At 65.8% G+C, this 22,031-nt stretch carries 20 protein-coding genes; 1 reads left to right on the top strand and 19 read right to left on the bottom strand.

Features of this window, described 5'->3' with window-relative positions:
• The 13 genes from EPK82_RS06400 to EPK82_RS06340 all read right to left on the bottom strand — a co-directional run bounded on the left by EPK82_RS06400 (window position 1) and on the right by EPK82_RS06340 (window position 12,197).
• Entirely contained in the window at window positions 1–1,248 is a 1,248-nt protein-coding gene (locus tag EPK82_RS06400) for an NAD(P)/FAD-dependent oxidoreductase (protein ID WP_134676083.1), read from the bottom strand.
• A 74-nt stretch (window positions 1,249–1,322) separates the two neighbouring features.
• Complete coding sequence (locus EPK82_RS06395) at window positions 1,323–3,650, bottom strand: MMPL family transporter (RefSeq protein WP_134676082.1); 2,328 nt, start codon at window positions 3,648–3,650, stop codon at window positions 1,323–1,325.
• Window positions 3,634–4,227 (bottom strand): outer membrane lipoprotein carrier protein LolA, encoded by a 594-nt coding sequence (locus EPK82_RS06390; RefSeq protein WP_134676180.1) that lies wholly within the window; start codon window positions 4,225–4,227, stop codon window positions 3,634–3,636. Before EPK82_RS06390 ends, EPK82_RS06395 begins: the two co-directional genes overlap by 17 nt.
• A gap of 50 nt (window positions 4,228–4,277) precedes the next feature.
• Entirely contained in the window at window positions 4,278–4,703 is a 426-nt protein-coding gene (locus EPK82_RS06385; RefSeq protein ID WP_134676081.1) for an acyl-CoA thioesterase, read from the bottom strand.
• 62 nt (window positions 4,704–4,765) lie between these two features.
• Window positions 4,766–6,307, bottom strand: coding sequence for an HAL/PAL/TAL family ammonia-lyase (locus tag EPK82_RS06380; protein ID WP_134676080.1), 1,542 nt, complete (start codon window positions 6,305–6,307; stop codon window positions 4,766–4,768).
• Entirely contained in the window at window positions 6,288–7,235 is a 948-nt protein-coding gene (locus tag EPK82_RS06375; RefSeq protein WP_394346188.1) for an LpxL/LpxP family acyltransferase, read from the bottom strand. The genes EPK82_RS06380 and EPK82_RS06375 overlap by 20 nt, the downstream gene beginning before the upstream one ends.
• A complete protein-coding gene (locus EPK82_RS06370) occupies window positions 7,232–7,978 on the bottom strand; it encodes a glycosyltransferase family 2 protein (protein WP_134676079.1) in 747 nt (248 codons plus the stop codon). Before EPK82_RS06370 ends, EPK82_RS06375 begins: the two co-directional genes overlap by 4 nt.
• Window positions 7,971–9,635 carry an acyl-CoA synthetase family protein gene (locus tag EPK82_RS06365; protein ID WP_134676078.1) on the bottom strand — a complete coding sequence of 555 codons (1,665 nt, stop codon included), beginning with the start codon at window positions 9,633–9,635 and terminating at the stop codon, window positions 7,971–7,973. Before EPK82_RS06365 ends, EPK82_RS06370 begins: the two co-directional genes overlap by 8 nt.
• On the bottom strand, window positions 9,632–10,177 hold the full coding sequence (locus EPK82_RS06360; protein ID WP_134676077.1) for a COG4648 family protein: 546 nt from the start codon (window positions 10,175–10,177) through the stop codon (window positions 9,632–9,634). The genes EPK82_RS06365 and EPK82_RS06360 overlap by 4 nt, the downstream gene beginning before the upstream one ends.
• 4 nt (window positions 10,178–10,181) lie before the next feature.
• Complete coding sequence (locus EPK82_RS06355) at window positions 10,182–10,445, bottom strand: acyl carrier protein (protein WP_134676076.1); 264 nt, start codon at window positions 10,443–10,445, stop codon at window positions 10,182–10,184.
• A 12-nt stretch (window positions 10,446–10,457) separates the two neighbouring features.
• Complete coding sequence (locus EPK82_RS06350) at window positions 10,458–10,718, bottom strand: phosphopantetheine-binding protein (RefSeq protein WP_134676075.1); 261 nt, start codon at window positions 10,716–10,718, stop codon at window positions 10,458–10,460.
• A complete protein-coding gene (locus EPK82_RS06345; protein WP_208651094.1) occupies window positions 10,699–11,508 on the bottom strand; it encodes a lysophospholipid acyltransferase family protein in 810 nt (269 codons plus the stop codon). The genes EPK82_RS06350 and EPK82_RS06345 overlap by 20 nt, the downstream gene beginning before the upstream one ends.
• Window positions 11,481–12,197 carry a beta-ketoacyl synthase chain length factor gene (locus EPK82_RS06340; RefSeq protein ID WP_134676074.1) on the bottom strand — a complete coding sequence of 239 codons (717 nt, stop codon included), beginning with the start codon at window positions 12,195–12,197 and terminating at the stop codon, window positions 11,481–11,483. The genes EPK82_RS06345 and EPK82_RS06340 overlap by 28 nt, the downstream gene beginning before the upstream one ends.
• 249 nt (window positions 12,198–12,446) lie before the next feature.
• Between EPK82_RS06340 and EPK82_RS06335 the strand changes: the two genes are divergently transcribed.
• Window positions 12,447–13,217, top strand: a complete 771-nt coding sequence (locus EPK82_RS06335; RefSeq protein WP_037049815.1) for a ParA family protein — start codon at window positions 12,447–12,449, stop codon at window positions 13,215–13,217.
• 42 nt (window positions 13,218–13,259) lie between these two features.
• Here EPK82_RS06335 and EPK82_RS06330 read toward each other — a convergent pair whose 3' ends face one another.
• The 6 genes from EPK82_RS06330 to mscK form a co-directional block, all read right to left on the bottom strand.
• The gene (locus EPK82_RS06330) at window positions 13,260–14,057 is read right to left on the bottom strand and encodes a universal stress protein (protein ID WP_134676073.1); all 798 of its coding nucleotides are present in this window, start codon (window positions 14,055–14,057) and stop codon (window positions 13,260–13,262) included.
• A gap of 122 nt (window positions 14,058–14,179) precedes the next feature.
• A complete protein-coding gene (locus EPK82_RS06325; RefSeq protein ID WP_134676072.1) occupies window positions 14,180–14,623 on the bottom strand; it encodes a YiiD C-terminal domain-containing protein in 444 nt (147 codons plus the stop codon).
• A 92-nt stretch (window positions 14,624–14,715) separates the two neighbouring features.
• Window positions 14,716–15,150 carry a thioredoxin TrxC gene (gene trxC / locus EPK82_RS06320; protein ID WP_037049812.1) on the bottom strand — a complete coding sequence of 145 codons (435 nt, stop codon included), beginning with the start codon at window positions 15,148–15,150 and terminating at the stop codon, window positions 14,716–14,718.
• 59 nt (window positions 15,151–15,209) lie between these two features.
• Complete coding sequence (locus EPK82_RS06315; protein WP_134676071.1) at window positions 15,210–17,000, bottom strand: SLC13 family permease; 1,791 nt, start codon at window positions 16,998–17,000, stop codon at window positions 15,210–15,212.
• 177 nt (window positions 17,001–17,177) lie between these two features.
• Window positions 17,178–18,641, bottom strand: coding sequence for a protein adenylyltransferase SelO (gene selO, locus EPK82_RS06310; protein ID WP_134676070.1), 1,464 nt, complete (start codon window positions 18,639–18,641; stop codon window positions 17,178–17,180).
• An 18-nt stretch (window positions 18,642–18,659) separates the two neighbouring features.
• The gene (mscK, locus tag EPK82_RS06305) at window positions 18,660–22,010 is read right to left on the bottom strand and encodes a mechanosensitive channel MscK (protein WP_134676069.1); all 3,351 of its coding nucleotides are present in this window, start codon (window positions 22,008–22,010) and stop codon (window positions 18,660–18,662) included.
• Window positions 22,011–22,031 lie beyond the last annotated feature (21 nt).

Here is a 22,031-nt window from a genome sequence, read left to right as displayed (position 1 = left end):
TCAGTTCAGGGCGCAGAGCTCGGCCAGTACACCGAGTCGGCGTTTGGGCTCTGCCACATAGGGGTTCTGGATGTCCCAGGCGTAGCCGGCGAGGATCGAGCTGATCATTCGGCGAATTTCCGGGGACGCCTTCTCGTAGTAGATCACGTCCTGGAAGGAACCATCGTACCAACCCTGCACGTAGACGCGGAACGTATCCACACCACGCTTGAGCGGCAGGGCGAACTCCTGCTCCCAGTCCACCGCCTCGCCGCTCAACTGGCGGTGCAGCAGGCCGGCGGCCATGCTCGCCGAGCGCATGGCGATGGTGACCCCGGAGCTGAATACCGGGTCGAGAAACTCGGCAGCATTGCCCAGCAGGGCGAAACCACGGCCATGCAGGCTGCTGACGTTGGCCGAGTAGCCGTTGATCTCGCGTGCCGGGGTGTCCCACACGGCGTTGCCCAGCACCCTGCCCAGCGAAGGCGTTTCCTCGACGAACCGGCGCAGGCAGGCGTCGAGATCCTGCGGGTAGTCGGCATAGTGTTCGGCGGCGGCGACCACGCCCAGCGAGCAACGGCCATTGCTGAAGGGAATGGTCCAGAACCACACATCACGCAATGTCGGGTGGGTGGTGATAAGAATCTTCTCGCGGTCGAAACCGCTGGCCGGGTCGATGTGGTCCTCGATGTGGGTGAACACCGCCCGACGCACCGGGAAGGAGGACGGTGTGTCGAGGTCGAGCAGGCGCGGCAGCACCCGGCCATAGCCGCTGCCATCGAGGACGAACGCGCACTCGACCTGATACTCGTGAGCATCGGCAAGACGGCGTACCGACAGGCGCGGACAGTCGCCCGTGAAGTCCGCCGCGAAGATTTCCTCTTCATAGCGTATTTCCACACCCTGGCGGGCGGCCTCGTCGGCCAGCAGCTTGTCGAAGTCGGCGCGCACCACCTGGTAGGTGGAACCGTGGCCGGCGGTGAACTTGTCGCGGAAGTCGAACTCCGTGTAGCGCTCGCCCCAGGCGAAGGCTGCACCATGCTTGGTCTGGAAGCCGGCCGCCTGGACGGCCTCGAGCATGCCGGCCTCTTCGATGAAATCGAGGCAGTGCGACAGCAGGCTCTCGCCGATGGAAAAGCGAGGGAACCGCTGTCGCTCGAGCACCAGTACGTCATGCCCCTGGCGTTTGAGAATGGCTGCCGCGATTGCTCCGGACGGGCCTGCACCGATAACGACGATCTGACGCTGTTCGATTTCAGGAGATTGCATGACGACTTCTTCGCCTCATGGTTGTGGGCATGCCTGGCGCGCCTGGCGCCGGGGGTTATGGATAACGGGGCGGATCATGTCGGCTGCGCCTCGGCCTGGCGCTCGCCCGCCCAGGGCGCCAGGAGGAAGCTGAAGACCAGGCCGATGCTGATGGTCAGGCCGAAGTTGCTGACCGCAGGCGTGCTCGATACCGCCAGCAGGCCGAATGACAGCCAGGTGGTCAGGGCCGACAGCAGGGTGCCGAGCAGGCTGGTTGCTGCACCGCCGACCCGTTCGCGGACCAGGATGGCGTAGTCCACGCCGATGGCCGTGACCAGCAGCAGGCCGAACAGGCTGAACAAGGTCAGCGGTTGCCCCAGCCAGCCGAGACAGGCCAGGCTGGCCAGCGCTGCCAGCAGCGAAACGGCCAGTACGCGGGCCGCGCCGCGTACGCCGAAAGGGATGCACAGCAGGATGAAGATCAGCAGGCAGGAGGCCAGTTTGAGCTCGGCCGCACTGACCTGGGTGGCGGCGAACAGGCGATTGAGTTCGCCGAGGCGGTCGACCAGTTTCACGCCTTCGAGTCCGTCGGCCTGGGTGGCAAGCAGGCTGCCGTCATTCAGGCCCTGCAGGCTGATCAGCCCGGCAACCTGGCCATCTTCCGTCTGCCCCAGCCAGAGTGGTCGCCAGGGTTCGCCCAGCGGTGCTGCGAGCACCGCCTCGATATCCGGGGTTGGCAGGCTCTGCAGATGGCGGACCTCCGCTGCGATGGCCGTGAGGGGGATGCCGAGTGCAGTGAGTGCGCCGCTGTGCTCGGTGAGCGCCCCCACGGCCTGACGCAGCCGCTGCTGTTGCGTTTCGGTGGCGACCAGCTGGCTCAGCGCCAGGTAACTCGTCAACTGTCCCTGTTCCACCAGCGTATCGAGACGCTTGCTCAGCAGCTGCTGGCGTTGCAGCAGTTGTTCCTCGTCCTGCCCGCGAACCAGGAAGAACTGGCTGGTGGGGCGGGTGCCGATGATCCGACCGATGGCTGTCGATTGCTCCAGCAGTTGCGGCGGTATGCTGGCCCACTGGCGCAGGTCGTCCTTGTGCGACAGCTGCAGCACGCCACCCAGGCAGAACAGCGCGAAGATCAACAGCAGCCAGGGTGTCGGTACCCGGCGCAGCAGGGCGTGGCGCCAGTCGATCAGGCTCTGTGCCAGCGCCATGGGCGCCTGCCTGGGGCGGATCTCGGCCTTGCCAAGCAGCGGTGGCAGCAGGTACAGGGTGCTCAGGTAGGTGCCGAGCAGGCCGGCGGCAGAGAAGACGGCCACCTGCTTGAGTGCCGGAAACGGGGTGAAGGCCAGCGCCAGATAACCGATGACGTTGCTCAGCAGGCCCAGCGTCAGGCCAAGCAGCGTGGCGCGCAGCGCACGCCTGCTGTCCCATGGTTGCAGCGTCCAGCTCTTGGACAACAGATGCAGGGGGTAGTCGATGGCCACGCCGATCAGGCTGGCGCCCAGCACCAGTGTCATCACATGAATATGGCCGAAGACCGCGACGCAGGCGGTGAGCCCGGCGAGCACGCCGATAGCGGCCGGAATGAAGGCCAGCACGATGCGTATCCGGCGGAACACCAGCAGCATCAGGAGCACGGCGCCGACGCTGGCGATGCTGCCCATCAGGCTGATCTCGCGTGTGGCCTCGCGCTGGCCATGGGCTGAATAGAGCAGCCCGCTGCTGGCGAGCAATTGCCCGCCGCGCGCTTGTACCTCCTGGCGCGCCTGTGAGACCAGATCGTCCACGCTCATCGCCAGGTTGCCGTCGAAGGCCCCGGCTGTGGTGCGCGCGCGCAGCAGCGCCCAGGTAGTGCCTTCGCTTTCGGCGATCAGGGCGCCGCTGAGATCGACCTGCAGGTTGTGGATGTGAGGCAGGCTCTTCTCGATCAGGGTGCTCAGACCCAGGAGATCGTCATTGGTGGCGACCAGGCCCTGGCTGCGGAACGGGTCGAACAGGTCCTGCACGCGCCTTTCGATGAATGCTTCGGGATCGTCGATCAGCAACTCGCGTTCGGCAGCCGGCAGCAGCGCCAGGCGCTGCTCCTGCAGCTGCTGGCGCAGGCTGCCCAGGTCGAGCTGGGCAGCCCATTGCACCTTCTCGAACGGTGCCTGCTGCTGCCAGCGCTTGCCCAGCTCGGCTGCGAGCGCCATGGCCTGTTCGCGTCGAGGGTGACTGATCAGCACCAGCAGTTCGCGGTTGAGCGGCTCCTGCATGCGCTGCACGGCCTGCTCTTCGAGCGCGTCCGGCGTGCCGCTGGGCACCAGCTCCAGCAGGTTGGCGGAAATCGGTGCGGCACCACGCCACTGCCAGACGGCAACTGCGATGAGCAGGAGCAGGGCGAGCGGAAAGAGCCGTGAGCCCCAGTGTTCAGCTCTGAAAGTCATGCCGCTCCACATCGCTGAGGGATTGATCGGCTCGGCTGTTTTCGAGACGCAGCACGGTGCTGTCACCCTGGGTTTCCTGCAGCTCGATGCGTTGCACCAGGTCGCCGCCGTCGATCAGGATGCGGCTGAACACCTGCTTGAGCAGCATGCTGCGTGGTGTCAGCTCGAGCTGCCAGGCCTCGGCGCTGCCGCTCAGGCTGAGCTCGAAATCCTCGCGCAGGCCGCTGCTGTCACCTTTGAGCACCGCAAGGAAGAGGCGGTTCTGCTGGGCGGTGGCGCTTCGCTGAGCGATCGGTTGCCAGCCCTGCTTGGTGCGCCTGGCAATACCTTGTGCGTCGATACGGTAGTCCTGGCGCAGCGGGCTTGCGAGCAGCCAGAGCAAGCCCAGCTCCTTGGCCAGAACGAAGGTGCCGCGACTGGTCAGCGGTTGTGGCAGGGCACGCAGGTGTTTCTCCTGAACGAAATCGCCACGTACAACCTGAGGCTGGGACAGTCGGGCACTGAGCTCATCGAGGTCGAAGGCATGAACGAGCGGCGCAAGGGTGGCGAGCAGCAGCCCGGAGACGATCCGCGCCACGAGGCCCCGTGCACTGGTGGCCCGTGCCGATGCTCCGCTCGACGGGCGTTTCACGCGATGGCCCTCTGTACGGCATCGATGAAGATCTGTGGCGAGGCGAACTGCATTTCCCGCGTGGCGATTTCCACCGCGACCTGCACGCTGCTGCCACGAGTCATTCGCTCACCGGTTTCGGCATCGCTGATCAGGTAGTTGATCTTCAGGCGACTCTCCCACTCGACGAGATCGGCCCGCACGACGAGGCGCTGGCCGAACTGGGCGCCGCGCACGTAGCGCACCTGCAGGTCGATCACCGGCCAGGCGTAGCCGGAGTCGCGCATCTGCCGATAGTTGTGGCCCAGCTTGTCGAGCAGGGCGCAACGCGCCTGCTCGAAGTACTTGACGTAGTGGCCGTGCCAGACGATCTCCATCATGTCCACGTCGTAGAACTGCACCTGCAGTTCGACCTCGGCCTGCAACACGCCTGACTTACGCATGCCGAGCTCCTTCGCGGGCACACCCAGCTCGCTCGATGGCCACGGGGGGGAGCAGAACGGATTCAGGCATACAGCCTCCAGTGCTGGTTGCGGATACGCTCCAGGCACAGACGCAGCTCGCCCTCCAGCGCCCGGTCTTCGATCACCGGGGGGAAGTCGCCGGCCAGTTGCTCGCGCATTGCCGCCAGCGGCGCCGGAATGTCGCGCTTGCCGGCGCGCTCGCGCAGCCACACCCCCTGGTTGGCCGCCAGCAGGGTGGCGGCGGCGACCTGCTCGGTCAGCTCGAGGCTGCGCAGCGCATCGCGTGCGGCGATGGTGCCCATGCTCACCTTGTCCTGGTTGTGGCACTCGGTGGAGCGCGAGAATACGCTGGCCGGCAGCGTGTTCTTCAGGGCTTCGGCCGTCCAGGCGCTGGCGCCGATCTGCACGGCCTTGAAACCATGGTTGATCATCGCGGTTGCCGCCGGTGCACCGGACAGGTTGCTCGGCAGGCCATGGTTGTAGCGGCTGTCGACCAGCAGGGCGAGCTGACGGTCGAGCAGGTCGGCGACGTTACCGACCAGGTTCTTCAGGCTGTCCATGGCGAAGGCGATGTGCCCGCCGTAGAAGTGGCCGCCGTGCAGGGTACGCTCGGTTTCGGCGTCGAACAGCGGGTTGTCGTTGGCGCTGTTGAGCTCGATCTCGATGAACTGGCGCAGCAGGCCCAGGCTGTCAGCCAGCACGCCGAGCACATGCGGGGCGCAGCGGATCGAGTAGCGATCCTGCAGGCGATGCAGCGGCGGCAGCGGTGCCTCGACTGCCAGATCCTGGCGAATCCAGGCTGCGACCTGGGTCTGTCCCGGGTGCGGCTTGGCGGCGAACAGACGCTCGTCGAAGTGCTCCGGGTTGCCTTCCAGGGCGATGACGTTGAGCGCGGTGATGCGTGTGGCCAGCTTCAACAGGTAGTCGGCGCGGGCGTAGGCCAGGCAGGCCAGTGCCGTCATCACAGCGGTGCCGTTCATCAGTGCCAGGGCTTCCTTCGGGCGCAGGGTCAGGGGCGTCCAGCCCAGTTCCCGGTGCACGTCGGCGGCACTGCGGCGCTCACCCTTGTAGAGCACCTCACGTTCACCGGCCAGCGTCGCGGCGACGTAGGACAGTGGCGTCAGGTCGCCGCTGGCGCCAACCGAGCCTTCCTCCGGGATCAGCGGCAGCACGTCCTGTTCGATGAAGGCCTGGAGGCGTTCGAGCAGCTCCACACGTACCCCGGATACCCCGTGGCACAGCGACTGCAGGCGGGCTGCAAGCACGGCGCGGGTGCTTGCGGCATCGAGCAGCTTGCCCAGGCCACAGCCATGGAAGGTGAACAGGTGCTTGGGCAGCGCCTCGACCTGATGCAGCGGCACGGCCACCACGCAGGAGTCTCCGTAGCCGGTGGTGACGCCGTAGATCACGCCCTCCTTGTCCAGCAGGGTGTCGAGAAAGCGCGCGCCCTTGGCGATTTTCTCGCGATAGGCGGCGTCGTCCTGCAGGCTCGCGCGCGCCTGGCGCTGCGACAGGGCGACGATGTCCTCGATGTTCAGGTGGCGCTCGCCGAAGATCACCGGCTCAGGCTGGTATGTCGTCATCTTGCTTCCAGAAGGGGTAGAAGTTGAACCATTGTTGTGGCGCGTCCAGGCAGTGCTCACCCAGCCGCTGCGCGTAGCGTTGTGCCCACTCGGCGATGACCCGCTCGCGATCGCGGCGTGTCCAGCGCACGCTGTCGGCAAAGTGTTCGAGACGCACCTGATAGTGGCCATCGATCTTCAGGCAATGCATCAGGCTTACCGGGCATTGCAGCAGCCCGGCCAAGAGCCAGGGGCCCTGTGGAAAGGCGGCTGGGTGGCCAAGGAAATCGACCACGGCATGGCGACCGCCATGCAGCGGCACACGATCACCGGCGATGGCCAGCCATTCGCCGCGCTCCAGGCGTTCGGCCAACTGCAACATGATTGCCGGATCCAGCTCGCTGACCTGGATCAGGCGCAGGCGGCTGGCGCCTGCTTCGCCGAGCAGGCGGTTGAACCGCTCGGCATGCTTGGTGTGTACCAGCACGTTCATGCGTACGCGCTCGCCAAGCTCGGCCAGGGCTCGGCAGACCTCCAGGTTGCCCAGGTGGGCGCCGACCAGCAATTGCCCGCGGCTGCCATCATGCAGTCGGGCGCGCAGGTTGTCGGGGTCGACGAGCTGCAGTTGCTGCAACGGCAGGCGGCCGTTCCACACGTCGAGCTTGTCCAGCAGGCTGTCGGCGAAGGCGAGGAACTGACGCAGCACCGAGCCGGGCCTCGGGTTCAACTGCGGCCGCCCGCTCCAGGTCGCGAGGTACTGCTGATATTGTCTGATGCTGCTGCGCGCCCGGCGCCCGAAGATGAAGAAGTACAGGACGATCAGATACAGCAGCGGGGTCAGCGGGCGCCTGCCCAGCAGGCGTACGGCAGCCGCGGTAAGACGCATCAGCAGGAAGCTGCCGCGCTCGCCCTGCCGGGCCCAGTGATCGCTCTGCCGCATCGCCTTCATGCGACCAACCTGCGCCAGATGATCCGGGGAGCACGTACCAACATGCCGAAGAAGAGCCGGGCGTGCATGCCCGAGATCAGCACGTTGTCGTGCCACAGGCGAAAGTGCGACAGGCCATCCTCCGGATAGTGCACGCGGGTCGGCAGCCAGTGCATGGGCTGCTCGCGCCAGGCCATGCGCACCAGTATTTCGGTGTCGAAGTCCATGCGCTGTCCGATGCGACAGCTGTCCAGCACGGCCAGGGTCTGTGCCAGCGGATAGATGCGAAAGCCGCACATGGAGTCGCGGATCTGCAATGACAGGCAGTTGATCCACACCCAGACATGGGTCAGGTAGCGGGCGTAGAGGCGACCCTTGGGTACGCTCGCGTCGTACTCGGGGTAGCCGCAGATCACGGCCTGGGGATACTGCCTGGCAGTGTCGATGAAGGCTTCGAGCGTGCTCAGGTCATGCTGGCCGTCGGCATCCACCTGCAGCGCATGGCTATGGCCCAGACGCGCTGCCTCGCGCAGGCCAGCCGCTACCGCTGCGCCTTTGCCCTGATTGCTGGGTAGACGCAGCAGCTCGACCTGCGGTTGGCGGGCCAGCTCATCCATGACCGCGGCGCAACTCGCGTGCGAGCCGTCGTCCACCAGCACGCAGGGCAGGCCGGCATTGCGCAGTGCGCCGACCACATGAGGCAACGGCTGTTCGTGGTCGTACACGGGGATCACTGCGCAGGGGGCGAAGCTGGCCTCAGCCATGGGCAGGCTCCAGCAGAATACGTCCGGAGGAGCAGGCCGCCTCGCCATTGCGGTAGGCAAAGTACAGCTTGCACCGTTCTGCATCGAAACGCAGGGACAGCTGCAAGGTGTCGCCAGGGCGCACCAGTTGCTGGAACTTGAGCACCTCCATGCCGGCGAAGCGCGGTGGCAGGTCGCTGATCAGCTGACGGGCCAGATGCTGGGCCCAGTCGACCTGAACTACACCTGGTAGCACCGGGGTCTGCGGGAAGTGGCCGGTGAAGTGGGCAAGATCCGGCGGCACGGACAGTTGCAGCAGCCACTCGCCATCACGTTCTTCACAGCTGCTGGGCTCCACGCGGGTCGGTCGCGGTGCCAGCAGCAGTGCGTCGATCGCTTTCTGCGGCAGTTTGCCCTGGCTGCTGTAGGGCAGCTCCAGCAGCAAGCGCCAGCGCCGGGGCAGGGCCATGACCTCGCTGTGTTCGGCCAGGTGCCGGCGCAGGGTTTCGGTCAGTGTGCGGCGGCCCCGGTTGCGTAACGCATGCATGCCCTCAGGGCTCAGCGCCAGCACGGCACCCAGGAAGGCTCGGCCCTCCTGGATCACACCTACACGGGCATCGGCAACCCATTCGTGGCTGATCAGCGCCTGCTCGATCATCGGCAGCGAGATGCGCTTCTCTTCCAGCTTGACGATCCGGTCGAGTCGACCCCGCAGGAGAAAACGGCCGTCGGCCTGCAGCTCGGCGGCATCCATGCTGTGCTCCACGTGTCCGGCAGGCAGATAGGGAGAGGCGACGAGCAGGGCACCGTTTTCATCGAGGCCGAGCTCGACGCCCGGGAATGCCTGCCAGGGTGTGTCTCCCTGGCGCCAGCCGATACCGCCGGTTTCCGAGCTGCCGTATATTTCGCTGGGCAGTTGGCCAAGACGCTGATGCAAGCTGTCCGCTGCATCCTGAGGCAAGGCTCCGCCCGAGGAGAACACTCGCTTTACCTGGGCCAGGGCAGCCCAGTCGAGGTTGTCGCCCATGCGCTTGAGCAAGGCAGGGCTGGCCACCCAGGCAAACGCGCTCTGGCTCAGGCTGACGCGCTGCAGGTCTTCGGGAAATGGCAGGGCCTGGCGGTAGAAGGGCCGGCCGGCGCACAGCGGCCAGAGCAGGCGAAACAGCAACCCGTAGATATGCTGGCAGGCCACGCTGCCGAGGATGGTCGCCTGGCCGAGGCTGTCGCCCCACAACCTTTCCAGCGCGCTGACCTCGTTGCTCAGCTGCACCAGGTTCTTGTCGATCAGCTTGGGCTCACCACTCGAGCCAGATGTGCACAGGGTCAGGCGACAGTCTTCGGGGCGCAGGCGTGCGGCGGCCAGTGGCTCGGCATCGAGCCCGTCGAGGTCGTCCAGCCACAGGTCGACCTGCTGCGCCAGGCGCTGGCGGGTCTGTGCCTGGGCATCGGCCGGTAGCAGCACCTGAACGCCGGCACGCCAGGCACCGAGCAGGGCGATGCTCAGTTCGCCGGCATCTTCCAGGTACAGTGCAACGCGCTGTGCTCCGCGCGCTTGCAGCGCTGCGGCCAGCGACAGCGCCCGCAGGCGCAGTTGCGCGTGATCCAGATTCGGCTCCACGGCAACCTGGCGCTCGGGATGAGCCTCCAGCAGCAGCTCGGTGAGGGGCAACCAACTCATGCGTGTTTCCTTACTTGCTGGCGCACCAGCCATTCACCCGCGAACAACAGGCCGATGAGGCCGTAAGAGATCAAACCGGTATACAGCGTCCACCACGACAGCGGTGCCCACATCGCCAGCGCCATCAGCACCAGGGTGTTGCCGAGAAAGAACAGCGCCCAGACCTGGGTCACCTTGCGCGTGTAGCGCACGGCGACTGCCGGCAGTTCCGGTTCACGCAAGCGAGCCATGCGCTCTACCAGCGGCGGGCCGAACCTGAGGCTGAGGCCGAACAGGGCCAGCAGCATCAGGTTGAGCAGGACCGGATACCAGCGCAGCAGGGCCGGGTCGCCCGCGATGCCGAGCAACAGGCAGAACGCCAGCGCCGAGATCGCCAGCCACAGGCCGCCAGGGCGGCGACTGGCCGTCAATGCGCGGGCCAGCCACAGCCCGCCGAGCAGCACCGCGAACCAGCGTGGTGAAAGATGCTCCATGCCGAAATACACGGCGAAGGGGTAGAGCACGCCAGCCAGTAGCAGGAGCAGGCCAAACAGCCGAGCCATGGTGTCAGTCTTGTGCCTGGGGGGTGTTGATCAGCCGATAGACCGCTTCCACCACGTCGCCCACCGTACGTACGCTCTTGAACTCTTCGGCGGCGAGCTTGCGGCCTGTCTGGCGCTTGATGTGGTCGATCAGGTCGACGGCGTCGATGCTGTCGATTTCCAGGTCTTCGTAGAGGTTCGCATCCAGGGTCACACGCTCGGCGTCCAACTCGAACAACTCCACCAGCGCGCTGCGCAAGGTGGCGAAGATTTCATCGCGGTTTTGCATGGGCGGCGATCCTCAGGCGGCTTGGCGGGCAGAGATGAACTCGGCCAGGCTGGCGACATTGGCGAAGTGCTTGCGGGTGTCCTTGGCTTCGGCGTCGATCTTGATGCCGAAGCGCTTCTGGATCGCCAGGCCAAGTTCCAGTGCATCGACCGAGTCCAGCCCCAGCCCCTCGCCGAACAGCGTGAGATCAGCGTCGATGTCGTCGGCGCTCATGTCTTCGAAGCCAAGGGCATCAATGATCAGGTTCTTGATTTCAAGTTGCAGATCGCTCATCTGTTGCGAGCTCCTTCATGAAGTGTTGGTGCAGATGGTCATTGAGCTTGCGCGATGCAATAGGCAATGGAGCCTGCTCGGTGAATTGCCGCGGGTCGATATCCTCCCCGACTCGCAGGCGAAAGTGGAAACGGCGCGACGGAATGCTGTACCAGGGTTCGGCCTTCGTCAGGGTCGTCGGCGTTACGCTGATCACCACCGGCGTGACGATGCTGGCGCCGCGCACGGCGATTGCTGCAGCTCCCCGGTGAAACGCCGGGTTGCAACCGGGGACGGTGCGTGTGCCTTCGGGAAAGACGATCAGCGTCTCGCCGTTGTGCAGGGCCCCGGCGGCTTCGTCGAGCATGTCCAGGCTGCCGCTGTTGCTGATGTACTGGGCTGCGCGAATCGGTCCACGCATGCAGGGGTTTTCCCACAGGCTCTGCTTGACGACGCAGTTGGCGTCGCGGATGAAGGCGATGAGCACGACGACATCGATCAGCGAGGGGTGGTTGGCGATCACCATCTGTCCGGGACGACCCAGTCGCTCCGCACCCTCGACCTCGTAGGTGAGTACGCCCATGCGGTACATGAACTGGACGAACACGCGAAAGGTCCAGCTGACCACGGCACGGGCACGGGTACGCCGTTGCAGGGTATCGCCAGGCAGGAGCGCGAGCAGGGGGAACACCAGCACGCGCAGGAGCACGCCACCGATGCCGAACAGGGCAAAGCTCAGTGCCGTGGCGACCAGCCTCCAGACATAGGGCGGGCTGTAAGGGCTCAGTCCTCGTTGCGTGACCAGGTCCATTGGCGGCCTTTGCAGTAATGAGTCAGTGTTCGCTGCTCGCCGTGAAGGGCGCGTAGCAGATTCAGCGGATGTGGCCAGGCGGCGGGTAAGCCGGATTCGGCGGGAGCGAGGCTCAAGGTCCAGGTTTTGCCCGGTTTCAGCAGTAGCGCCATCGCGTAGGAGAAGGGTACGTCATCTATGTAGGGCGTGTAGAGGTCGGGCGGCAATTCTTCGGCGATGACCAGCAGCACTGCGGGGGCACCTTCCGCAAGCAGCCCGCCGGCCTCGAGCATGGCTTGTTCCAGGCCGTCTCCGGCGGCGGCCATGGCCGTCATTTCACTGGTGTCGCCGCGCAGTATCGACCACAGGCCGATGACGGCGTTGTGCACCGACAGGCTGAACTGGGTCGGAGACAGCGGCTCGTCCCGCGCCAGGTCGCCGAGAATGGCCAGCGTCCGTGGCGTTTCACCGTGGCGGGAGGCGAACACCAGCGGCAGGTGGCCTTGCTCATCGGCCAGCGGCCAGGCCACATGGAACATCATCCGCGCCAGTCGGCTGAGGCGCCGGCGCTGCATGGCCGGCAGAAAACTCACGTCAGGCTGTTGCTGGTCGTCGGGCACGACCCTGGGGGCGCTGCTCCAGGCACGCCAATCATCCACTGACTCCAGGCCCGGGGCCCAGGCGCGCAATCCTTCGATCTGGAAATTCATAGCACGAGGCTTTTCGCCACTCCGGGCAGACTGATGGGCACGACAGGACGCCTGAAAGAAGCGGTATCAGTCAGTGCCATGGCATAGTGCCGGTACTAGTTCGGTCGGGCATTATCTAGATGCGCGCGGCACTGTGCAAATGTTGCGCAGTGTCTTCTGATGGGCGGATGATGGCGATGTGGTCTGCGTCTCGTGCTTGTCATGGGCTTTGCATAGAATTCGGAACATTCGAGATCAGGGAGAGCAACGATGCGACGTGTGGTGTTCAACCAGAAAGGGGGCGTAGGCAAGTCCAGCATCGCGTGCAATCTCGCTGCGGTGAGTGCCGCGCAGGGTTATCGGACGTTGCTGATCGACCTCGACGCCCAGGCCAACTCGACCCACTACCTGACCGGGCTGACCGGTGAGGAAATCCCCGTTGGCATTGCCGACTTCTTCAAGCAGACCCTGGCGTCCGGGCCGTTCTCCAAGAAAGGCAAGGTGGACATCTACGAAACCCCCTTCGACAACCTCCATGTGGTCACCGCGACGGCGGAACTGGCGGAGCTGCAGCCCAAGCTGGAGCAGAAGCACAAGATCAACAAGCTGCGCAAACTGCTCGACGAGCTGGCCGAGGATTACGACCACATCTACCTGGATACGCCGCCTGCGCTGAACTTCTACACGGTGTCCGCACTGATCGCGGCTGACCGGGTGCTGATCCCCTTCGACTGCGACAGCTTCTCGCGTAATGCGCTGTACGGCCTGCTGGCCGAGATCGAAGAGCTGCGCGAGGATCACAACGAGGCGCTGGAGGTGGAGGGCATCGTGGTCAATCAGTTCCAGCCGCGCGCCTCGCTGCCGCAGCAACTGCTGGACGAGCTGCTTGCCGAGGGGTTGCCGGTGCTGCCGGTCAACCTGATGAGCTCGGTGAAGATGCGTGAGTCGCACCAGGTGTGCACGCCGCTGATCCATCTGGATGCACGGCACAAGCTGACTCAGCAGTTCGTCGAGCTGCACGACCTGCTCAACCAGGCCTGATCATCCGGCAAAGAGAAGGCGCCCTTGGGCGCCTTTTGTTCATCAGCGCACCACGAACACGTCGCACGGCGCCTTGTGCAGGAAGTGCTGGGCCAGGCTGCCGAGCAGCGCCTGGGAGAAGGCGCTGCGACCGTGGCTGCCGAGGACCAGCAGCTCGCCGCGGCGACTCTTGATCTGCTCCTGCAGGCTGCGCAGGATGCCGCCCTGCAGCACCTCGTGGCTGAGCGAGGGGCCGCCTGGTGGCAGGCTCTGCGACTCGTCGTGCAGGAGCTGGTCGATCAGGCCGCGCTGTGTCTCGAGTTGCTGTTCGACCTGCTGAGGCGTGCCCTTGTCCGGCTCGAAGACGTGCAGCGCGTGCAGCTCGGCGCCTTCGGGCAGCAGCCGATAGGCCTGTCCCAGGGCGCTGCAGGCGCACAGCGAGAAGTCGATGGCGGCCAGTGCTCGCTGGTAGGGGGCGAAGTCGTTGCGCGCGACCAGCAGCAGCGGCACGGTACAGCGGCGGGCGATGCGGTCCAGGCTGGTGCCGGAGAAGAAGTCATGGCGCTGGTGATGGCCGCCCAGCACCAGCAGGTCGCAGCCGGTTTCCTGCACCTGCTGCAAGACCACTTCCGAGGGTTTGCCGCTGAGCATGCGCAGCGCGGTCCCGGCTGGTGCGTACTGGGTCAGGCTGCGGTCCAGGGCCTGGCGGGCTTTCTCGTGCTGCTCGCTGCTCTGGCTCGGGTCCAGGACGTGCAGGATGGTCAGGCGGGCGTTGTGCTGCTTGGCCAGCTGGGTGGCACGGCACAGGGCCATGTCGGCGGTGTCGCGCAGGTCGTGGGCGATAAGAATGTGGTTGAACATGGTGACGGCTCTCCTGCCGATACCCGTCGGCAATTTTATTGTGCCTGTTCAGATAGCCGCTCTTTTGACCTATGGCAAGGCCGGGAACTGTTACCGATTGCGAATGCCGGTGGCGGCGTCGTTCAGCGTAAACGCAATTGATAGTGGCCGCGACTTTCCGCGACCACTTCTCCGTTGCCGTCGGTCAGTTGCAGTTCCAGCAGGTAGGACGCCTTGCCCTGCTGGCGCGCCTGCTCCTCCAGGCCCTGGATTTCCTCGGGCGACAGGCGCGCTTCGACCTGGATGTCTCCGCTGGCCGGGCGCCGGAAACGCAGGTTCATTTCGGTGACGATGGGATAGAAGCGCTGGGTGTCGAAGCTGGTCAGGAACAGGGCGCCGCCCGGAATTTCCGCCAGGGTGAAGAGGGCGCCCGCGTACATGCTGCCGATGTGGTTCTGGTTGCCTTGCAGGGGCATGCGCAGGCGCACGAAGCCGGGCTCCAGAACCTCGGCCTTGAGGCCGCTGCGGTGGACGAAGGCGATCTGTTCTTCGGTCAGCTGACGAGCGATTTCCGTGGGCAGAGGCATGGCGCGACTCCATGGGCGATGATCGCCCCAGCCTAAAGGCTGGACCCTGCCCTGCAATTGACCTCAGCGCCCGAGCGCGTTGACCGAAGCGCTCACAGGCCTTGCTGGCGCAGCCAGGCCAGCAGTTGCGGCAAGGGCATGGCGCCGCTCTGGCGGGCCACTTCCACACCGCCCCTGAACAGGATGAGGCTGGGGATCGAGCGGATGCCCAGCTGGCCGGACAGCTGGGCATTGGCCTCGCTGTCCAGCTTGCCCAGGCGGCAACGTCCTTGCAGCTGCGTCGCGGCCTGCTGGAAGGTGGGGGCGAACGCCTGGCAAGGGCCGCACCAGCTCGCCCAGACATCCACCAGCAGGGGCAGGTCGCCCTTGAGCTGGCTGGCGAAGTTGCTCTGCGTCAGCTCGATGGGGGCTGCCGGCAGCACCTGCGCCTTGCAGCGGCCGCAGCGCGGGCTGTCGTGCAGGCGCTCGCCTGGGATGCGGTTGAGCCCGTTGCAGTGCGGGCAGGGAATCAGCAGGGGATCGGACATGACGGCGACGCTCCAGGGAACATGTCGAGCAGATGGAGTCGCCACCGGCGGATATCAAGTCAGATCGGCGTCAGCGGGAAGAACCAGGGGATGACCACGGTGGCCACGGCCCAGAGCAGCAGATTGAGCGGCACGCCGACCTTCATGAAGTCGGTGAAGCGGTATCCCCCCGCGTTGTAGACGAAGGTGTTGGTCTGATAGCCGATCGGGGTGGCGAAGCTGGCGCTGGCGGCGAACATCACCGCGACCACGAAGGCGCGAGGGTCGACGCCGAGGTGCTGGGCCAGGCCGATGGCGATCGGCGTCACCAGCACGGCGACGGCGTTGTTCGACAGCATCTCGGTGAGGACCGAGGTGAACAGATAGATCACGCTGAGCATCAGCAGGGGGCCGGCCCAGGGCAGCCAGCCCATGACGTTCTCCACCAGCAGCCTGACCAGGCCGACCTTGTCCATGGCGATGCTGATGGCCAGCATGCCGAAGATCAGGCTGAGGATCTTCCAGTCCACCGCCTTGTAGGCGTCCTCGACGTCGAGGCAGCGGGTTGCCAGGACGGTGACGGCGCCGATGATCGCCAGGCCCTCGATGGGCATCACGCCGAAGGCGGCCAGCAGCATCACCGCCAGCGTGGCGATGATCGCGATCGGCGCCTTGTCGCGGCGGAAGGCGCGTTCCTGCACGGCGTTGAGGCTGATCAGTTCGCCGTTGTCGGCGAAGCGCTTGATCTGCGCCGGCGTGCCTTCCACCAGCATCACGTCGCCGAACTGCAGCTGGAAGTCGTCGAGGTTGCCCTGCACGTTCTCGTCCTGGCGGTGGATCGCCAGGACCGCGATGCCGTAGCGTGCGGTCAGGTCGAGGTCGCGCATCGGCCGGTGGCTGTAGCGCGAGTTACGCCCGACGATGGCCTCGGCGAGGATCACGTCGTGGCTGCTGATGGTCTCGAAGGCGTCGCCGCGGTTGAAGCTCAGGTGACCGCTTTCACGCAGTTCCACCACGTTCTTCACCTGGCCGTGGAGCATCAGGCGATCGCCGCTGGCCAGCAGGGTGTTGGGGCCCGGCTCGGTCAGCTCCTGTTCGTCGCGAAACAGCTTGAGCACCTGCAGGCCGCTGCCGCCGTTGAGGTTGGCCTCGTGCAGGGTCTTGCCGATCATCGGCGAGTCGTGCGGGACCAGCAGTTCGGTCATGAAGGTGCGTGACAGGTCCGGGCGCAGCTGGCGCGAGAGGGTCTCGCGCTCCGGCAGCAGGCGCCGGCCGATGGTCAGCAGGTAGGCCATGCCGAACGCGGCCATGATCAGCCCGGCGCCCGTGATCTCGAAGATGCCGAAGGGCTCCAGGCCCGCCTTGCGTGCCACTCCGTCGACCAGAATGTTGGTCGAGGTGCCGATCATGGTCAGGGTGCCGCCGAGGATGGTGGCATAGGACAGCGGGATGAGCAGCTTGGATGGCAGGGTGCCTGCGCGCCGCGCCAGGGCGATGGCCACCGGGGTGAGGATGGCCACGACCGGGGTGTTGTTGAGGCAGGCCGAGACCACCAGCGCGGTGACGGTGAGGCCGGAGAGCACGCGGATCGGGCTGGTGCCGACCAGGTTGCCCAGCCAGTTGCCCAGCGCGTCGATGCAGCCGGTACGTTCCAGGGCGGCGGAGAGCACGAACATGCAGGCGATGGTGACCGGTGCCGAGTTGGACAGCACGCTGAGCACTTCCCCTGGCGTCAGCAACTGGCTGACCAGCAGCGCAGCCACGGCGATGGCAGCGACGATGTCCGGGCTCCACTTTTCCCGCACGAAGGCGTAGAGCACCCAGATCAGCAGGGCGCCGACGAACAGCAGGGGCAGGGAGTCCCAGGGCATGAAAATCCTTGGCAGCGAATCTCGTGTGAGGTATCGGGCACGCACGGGGCGGCCTGGCTGGGCGCCAAGATAGAGGGCTTCTCTTAGATAGTCTAAGAATGTTTGGGCAGATTGATATGCCTTTTCGATTTAACAGATAAGACGGCCAGCGGGGTTGTCCGGGGCTTCGACAGCCGCTCAGGACGAGCAGCTGATCTCCAGGTGCTTGCCCCACTGCGGCGGGCGCTCGGCGTAGCGCTGCATGTCCGGCTGCTCGTCGAACGGCCGTGACAGCACCGCGTGCAGCTCACGTACCGGGCCGTAGTCGCCTCGTTCGGCGGCCTCGATGGCCTGCTGGGCCAGGTAGTTGCGCAGGATGTACTTGGGGTTGCACGCCTGCATGCGCGCCTGCCGCTCGGCCTGCTCGCCGCCCTCGCGTGCGCAGCGGGCGAGGTAGTCGCCGCCCCAGGCGTCGAAGCCGGCGAGGTCGACGAAGTCTTCGCGCACCACCTGCAGCGCGTCTGCGGGCGCACGCTCCCCCAGGTTGCGGAAGAACAGTGTGTAGTCGGTGGCCTTGCCGGCCTGCATCAGCTGCAGCAGGCGCTGGACCAGCGCCTCGTCGTCGTCCTCGGCCCGGGTGAAGCCCAGGCGCCTGCGCATCAGGTCCAGGTAGTGGGCCTGATACAGCGGCAGGAACAGCTCCAGCGTCTCGCGCAGGCGCTCCACGGCGACGAAGGGGGTCAGCGCCTGGGCCAGGGCCGCGAGGTTCCAGTGGGCGATGGGGACCTGGTTGCTGAAGCTGTAGCGGCCACTGTCGTCGGAGTGATTGCAGATGTGCTGGGCATCGAAATCGTCGAGGAAGGCATAGGGGCCGTAGTCGAAGGTGATGCCGAGGATCGACATGTTGTCGGTGTTCATCACCCCGTGGCAGAAGCCGTAGGCCTGCCAGTGGGCGATCATCTGCGCGGTGCGTTCGATCACCTCGCGCAGCATCGCCAGCCAGGGATCGTCCTGTTCCAGGCAGTGCGGGAAGTGGCAGCTCAGCACGTGCTCGCCGAGCATTTTCAGCTGCTCGTGCTGGCGCGTGTAGTAGAAGTACTCGAAGTGACCGAAGCGCACATGGCTGCGGGCCAGGCGCAGGACCATGGCGGCGCTTTCCTGCTTCTCGCGCCACACCGGGGTGCTCGAGGCGGTCACGCACAGCGCCCGTGAGCTGGGGATGCCGAGCGCGTGCAGGTGTTCGCTGGCGAGAAACTCGCGGATCGACGAGCGCAGCACCGCGCGGCCGTCACCCATGCGCGAATAGGGGGTCATGCCGGCGCCCTTGAGGTGCAGGTCCCAGTGCTCGCCGGCCGTGTTCAGTACCTCGCCCAGCAGCAGGCCTCGGCCGTCGCCCAGGCGTGGCGTGTAGCCGCCGAACTGGTGCCCGGAGTAGACCATCGCACGCGGTTCGGCTTCGCCCCACAGCTTGTGCCCGGCGAACAGCTCGGTGAACTCGCTGCGCTGCGCCTCGGCCGGATCGAGATCGAGCAGGGCCATGGCCGACTCGCTCGCCACCACCAGGCGCGGTTGCTCGATGGGCTCGGGCAGCACCTCGGTGGAGAAGGCATCACCCAGGCGGGCGAAGCGGTTGTCGAAGGTCAGCGCGTCGAGGCGTTTCACCTGGGGCTCCTCTGCGGGTCAGGGCGTGGCGGGGGGAGGGGGCGTGTCTTGCACCGCTGCGGCACCCGCCGCAGCAGCCTTGATCAGGTCCTTCTGGTCGAGCTTCTGCTCGCCATGCTCCAGGTTCTTCACGTACACCTCGACCTGGCGGAAGGCGATGTTGATGCCGTTCCTGGGGAATTCCTTGTCGATGAAACGGTTGATTTCGTCGGTGGCCGGGTTGCGGTCGCCGAGGTCGCGCACGTGAATGCGCAGCTCGTGATCCAGGGTGCTTTCGCCGAAATTCAGGAAGTAGGCAATCGGCGCCGGGTCTTTCAGCACCCGAGTGTTTTCCTGGGCAGCCTGCAGCAGCAGTTTGCGCACCAGGTCGAGGTCCGAGCCGTAGCCGACACCGACCTTGAGGGTGACGCGGGTCACGGTGTCGCTCAGCGACCAGTTGATCAGCTGGCCGGTGATGAAGGTCTTGTTCGGAACGATGATTTCCTTGTGGTCGAAATCGGTGATGGTGGTCGCGCGGATGCGGATCTTGCTCACCGTGCCGGACAGGTTGCCGATGGTCACCACGTCGCCGATGCGCACCGGGCGCTCGAACAGGATGATCAGGCCGGATATGAAGTTGGCGAAGATTTCCTGCAGGCCGAAACCCAGGCCGACCGAGAGCGCGGCCACCAGCCATTGCAGTTTGTCCCAGCTCACGCCCAGGGTGGACAGGGTGGTGACGATGCCGATGGCGACCAGGGCGTAGGACAGCAGCGTGGTGGTGGCGTAGGCGCTGCCCTGGGCCAGGCGCATGCGTGACAGCACCAGCACCTCGAGCAGGCCGGGCAGGTTGCGCGCCAGGGCCACGGTGATGGCGACGATGATCAGCGCGCCGATCACGTCCATCAGGCTGATCGGCACCAGGGTGGCGGCCTCGCCGGTGCCGCTGCTGTACTCGTAGAGGTTGACCGTGTCGAGGTAGGTGAATACGCCGATCAGCTCGGCCCAGACCCAGTACAGGCACACCAGGAAGCCACCCAGCAGGGCCAGGCGGATCAGGCGCAGCGACTGCTGGTTGACCTGCTCGATGTCGAGCGTCGGCTCCTCCACCGCCACCTCGCCTTCCGGGCCGTCCTTGCTCTGCGTCTGGCGCTTGGCCAGCGCACGCTGATAGGCCAGGCGCCGCGCCGCGACGCTGAGGCCGCGTACCAGTGTCGCCTCCAGCACCAGCCAGATAATCACCAGGTAGAGGGTGTCGATCAGGCGATCGGTCAGCTTGAGCGCCGTGTAGTAGTAACCGAAGGCGACGGCGCCGATCAGTGCCAGTGGCAGCAGGTTGAACGCCAGGCCGATAGCGGTACGTAGCGCCGAGGTGTTCTTGCGCAGCGGCGCGCTGAACTGCAGGTGAAACAGCTGCCAGGCCATCAGGGCGTAGCAGGTCAGCACCACGGCGATGCCGATCACGTCGTTGGCGAGGCTCGCCGGCTGGTGTTCGGCGATGCTCACGACCGCCACCAGCGCCATCACCACCAGGCCCAGGCGGCGCAGGTGCTGGCGGAAGAAGGCGACGTTGGCCGGTGGCCAGTGGAAGTGCAGGATGGCCACGCCGTCCGGCGAGAGAATCCGGTGCAGGGTGTAGAACACCAGCCAGGCTTCCGCCATCTCGTACAGCGCGCCACCCAGGTAGAGATTCTGGCCGCGTGCATCGTGCAGCAGGGCATAGCCGCAGAGCGCGAGGAACAGCGCCACCGGCAACGCCAGGATCAGGTTCAGCCCCAGGGCCAGTGGGGTATGCAGCTGGCTGTCGAGCTTGTAGTGGCCGATATCGCCGTGCAGGCTGCCGAGCTTGCGGAACAGGTACTGGCGGCGCCAGAGGATCAGGGCGCAGAGCAGGATCAGCGGCAGGAACACCAGGGGGCGGTCGATCAGGCCCGCGCCCAGTTCGCTGATGGCGATCGCCCAGGGCATGTCGGTGAGCTGCTGTTGCAGGTAGTGCGGCGCCGACTTCAGCCAGTCGAGGTCGAGTGGCTTGTTGCTCGGGATCCAGAACATCTGCTCGTCGATGGTGGCGCGCAGGCTGCTGGAGGTGCTCTGCAGTTCCTTCTGGTTGAGCTGCAGGGTGATCGATTCGTTGAGCAGCGCATTCAGCGAGCGGCTGAGGCGATCGAGCAGTTCGCGGCGGGTATCGAGCTGGTCGAGCAGGGCGCTGCGCAGCTCGGGGCTGACCTGCTCCCCCGGCTGGTTGTCCAGCAGATCGTTGACGTAGCGCGACGGGTCGCGAATCTCTTCGCGCTGCTTGTTCAGCTCGAACTGGTACAGGCGGATGTCGGCGATTTCATCGGCGAGCGAGCCGTCCTCCAGCTTGAGCTGCGGCAGCGCCTGCTTCTGCTGATAGAGAATCTTCGACAGCAGCAGGCTGCCCTGCAGGACCCGGATCTGTTCATCCAGTGCCTGTTCTGCCTGGGCCAGGTTGTCCAGCTGCTGGCGCGTCTGCAGGTTCTGCTCGGTCAGGCGGTTGAGGCGGTCCGTGGCCCGCAGCAGGTAGTCGGAAAGCTTGAGATTGAGCGTGCTCTCCTTGGCCAGCAGCTTGTCCGAGCTGGCGCGTTCGGCCTCCCGCGACTGTTCGGCGACGGTCTGTTCCGACTCGGCGCGGCGGCGTTCGTTGATCAGGCTCTGCAAGGCCTGACGCTCCTGCTCGGCACGGTTGATGCGCTCTTCGAGCAGGGCGCGCTGGGCGCTGCCGAGGTCCTGCAGCAGGCTGTTGCCGGCCAGCTCCTGGCGGCGCAGCTGGGTCTGCGCCGCGAGCAGCGCGAGTTCCGCATTGAGCTGGTCGCGGCGTTCCCGGCTCAGCGACTTGCCGTCGTAGCGGCCGCTCTTCAGGCTGTCGTTGATCAGTTGGCTGCGCGCCTGGTTCTGGCTGATCTCCGCTTGTGCGCGCTCCGGGCGGGTCTGTGCGGTAATCACCAGGCTGTTGGCCTCGATGATGGCCTTGTTCCAGTCGCTGAGCTGGCTGGAGCGTTCGTTCAGCAACTGCTCCAGCTGGGGCAGGGTGGTACGCGCGTGGCGCTCGGCGATGGGCCGTTCAGGGCTGGCCTTGAGCCTGCTCAGCTCGCGCTGGGACTCGGTGATGAGGCGTGGCGCCTCGTCCAGTTGCTTGCGCAGATCGCCCAGGCGTTTCTCGGCGTCGTCGCGATCCCTGAGCATGCGCAGCGTCTGTTCCAGCGTCTGCTTCATGGCCAGTTGCTCGGCTTCCGGCAGCTTGCGGTCGGCCAGGCTGTCCAGGCTCTGCTGGACGTTCTCGGCTTTGGGTGGTTCGTCGGCGAACGCTGGCGGCAGGCCGAGGCACAGGGCGAACAGGACGGCAACGAGGGGCAGGCGCGACAGGTGCATGGTGCAGTGATCTACCGATGG

The sequence above is a fragment of the Ectopseudomonas khazarica genome (genome assembly GCF_004521985.1).
In the GTDB taxonomy this organism is placed as follows: Bacteria; Pseudomonadota; Gammaproteobacteria; order Pseudomonadales; family Pseudomonadaceae; genus Aquipseudomonas; species Aquipseudomonas khazarica.
This window is presented reverse-complemented; position numbering and strand designations above follow the sequence as displayed.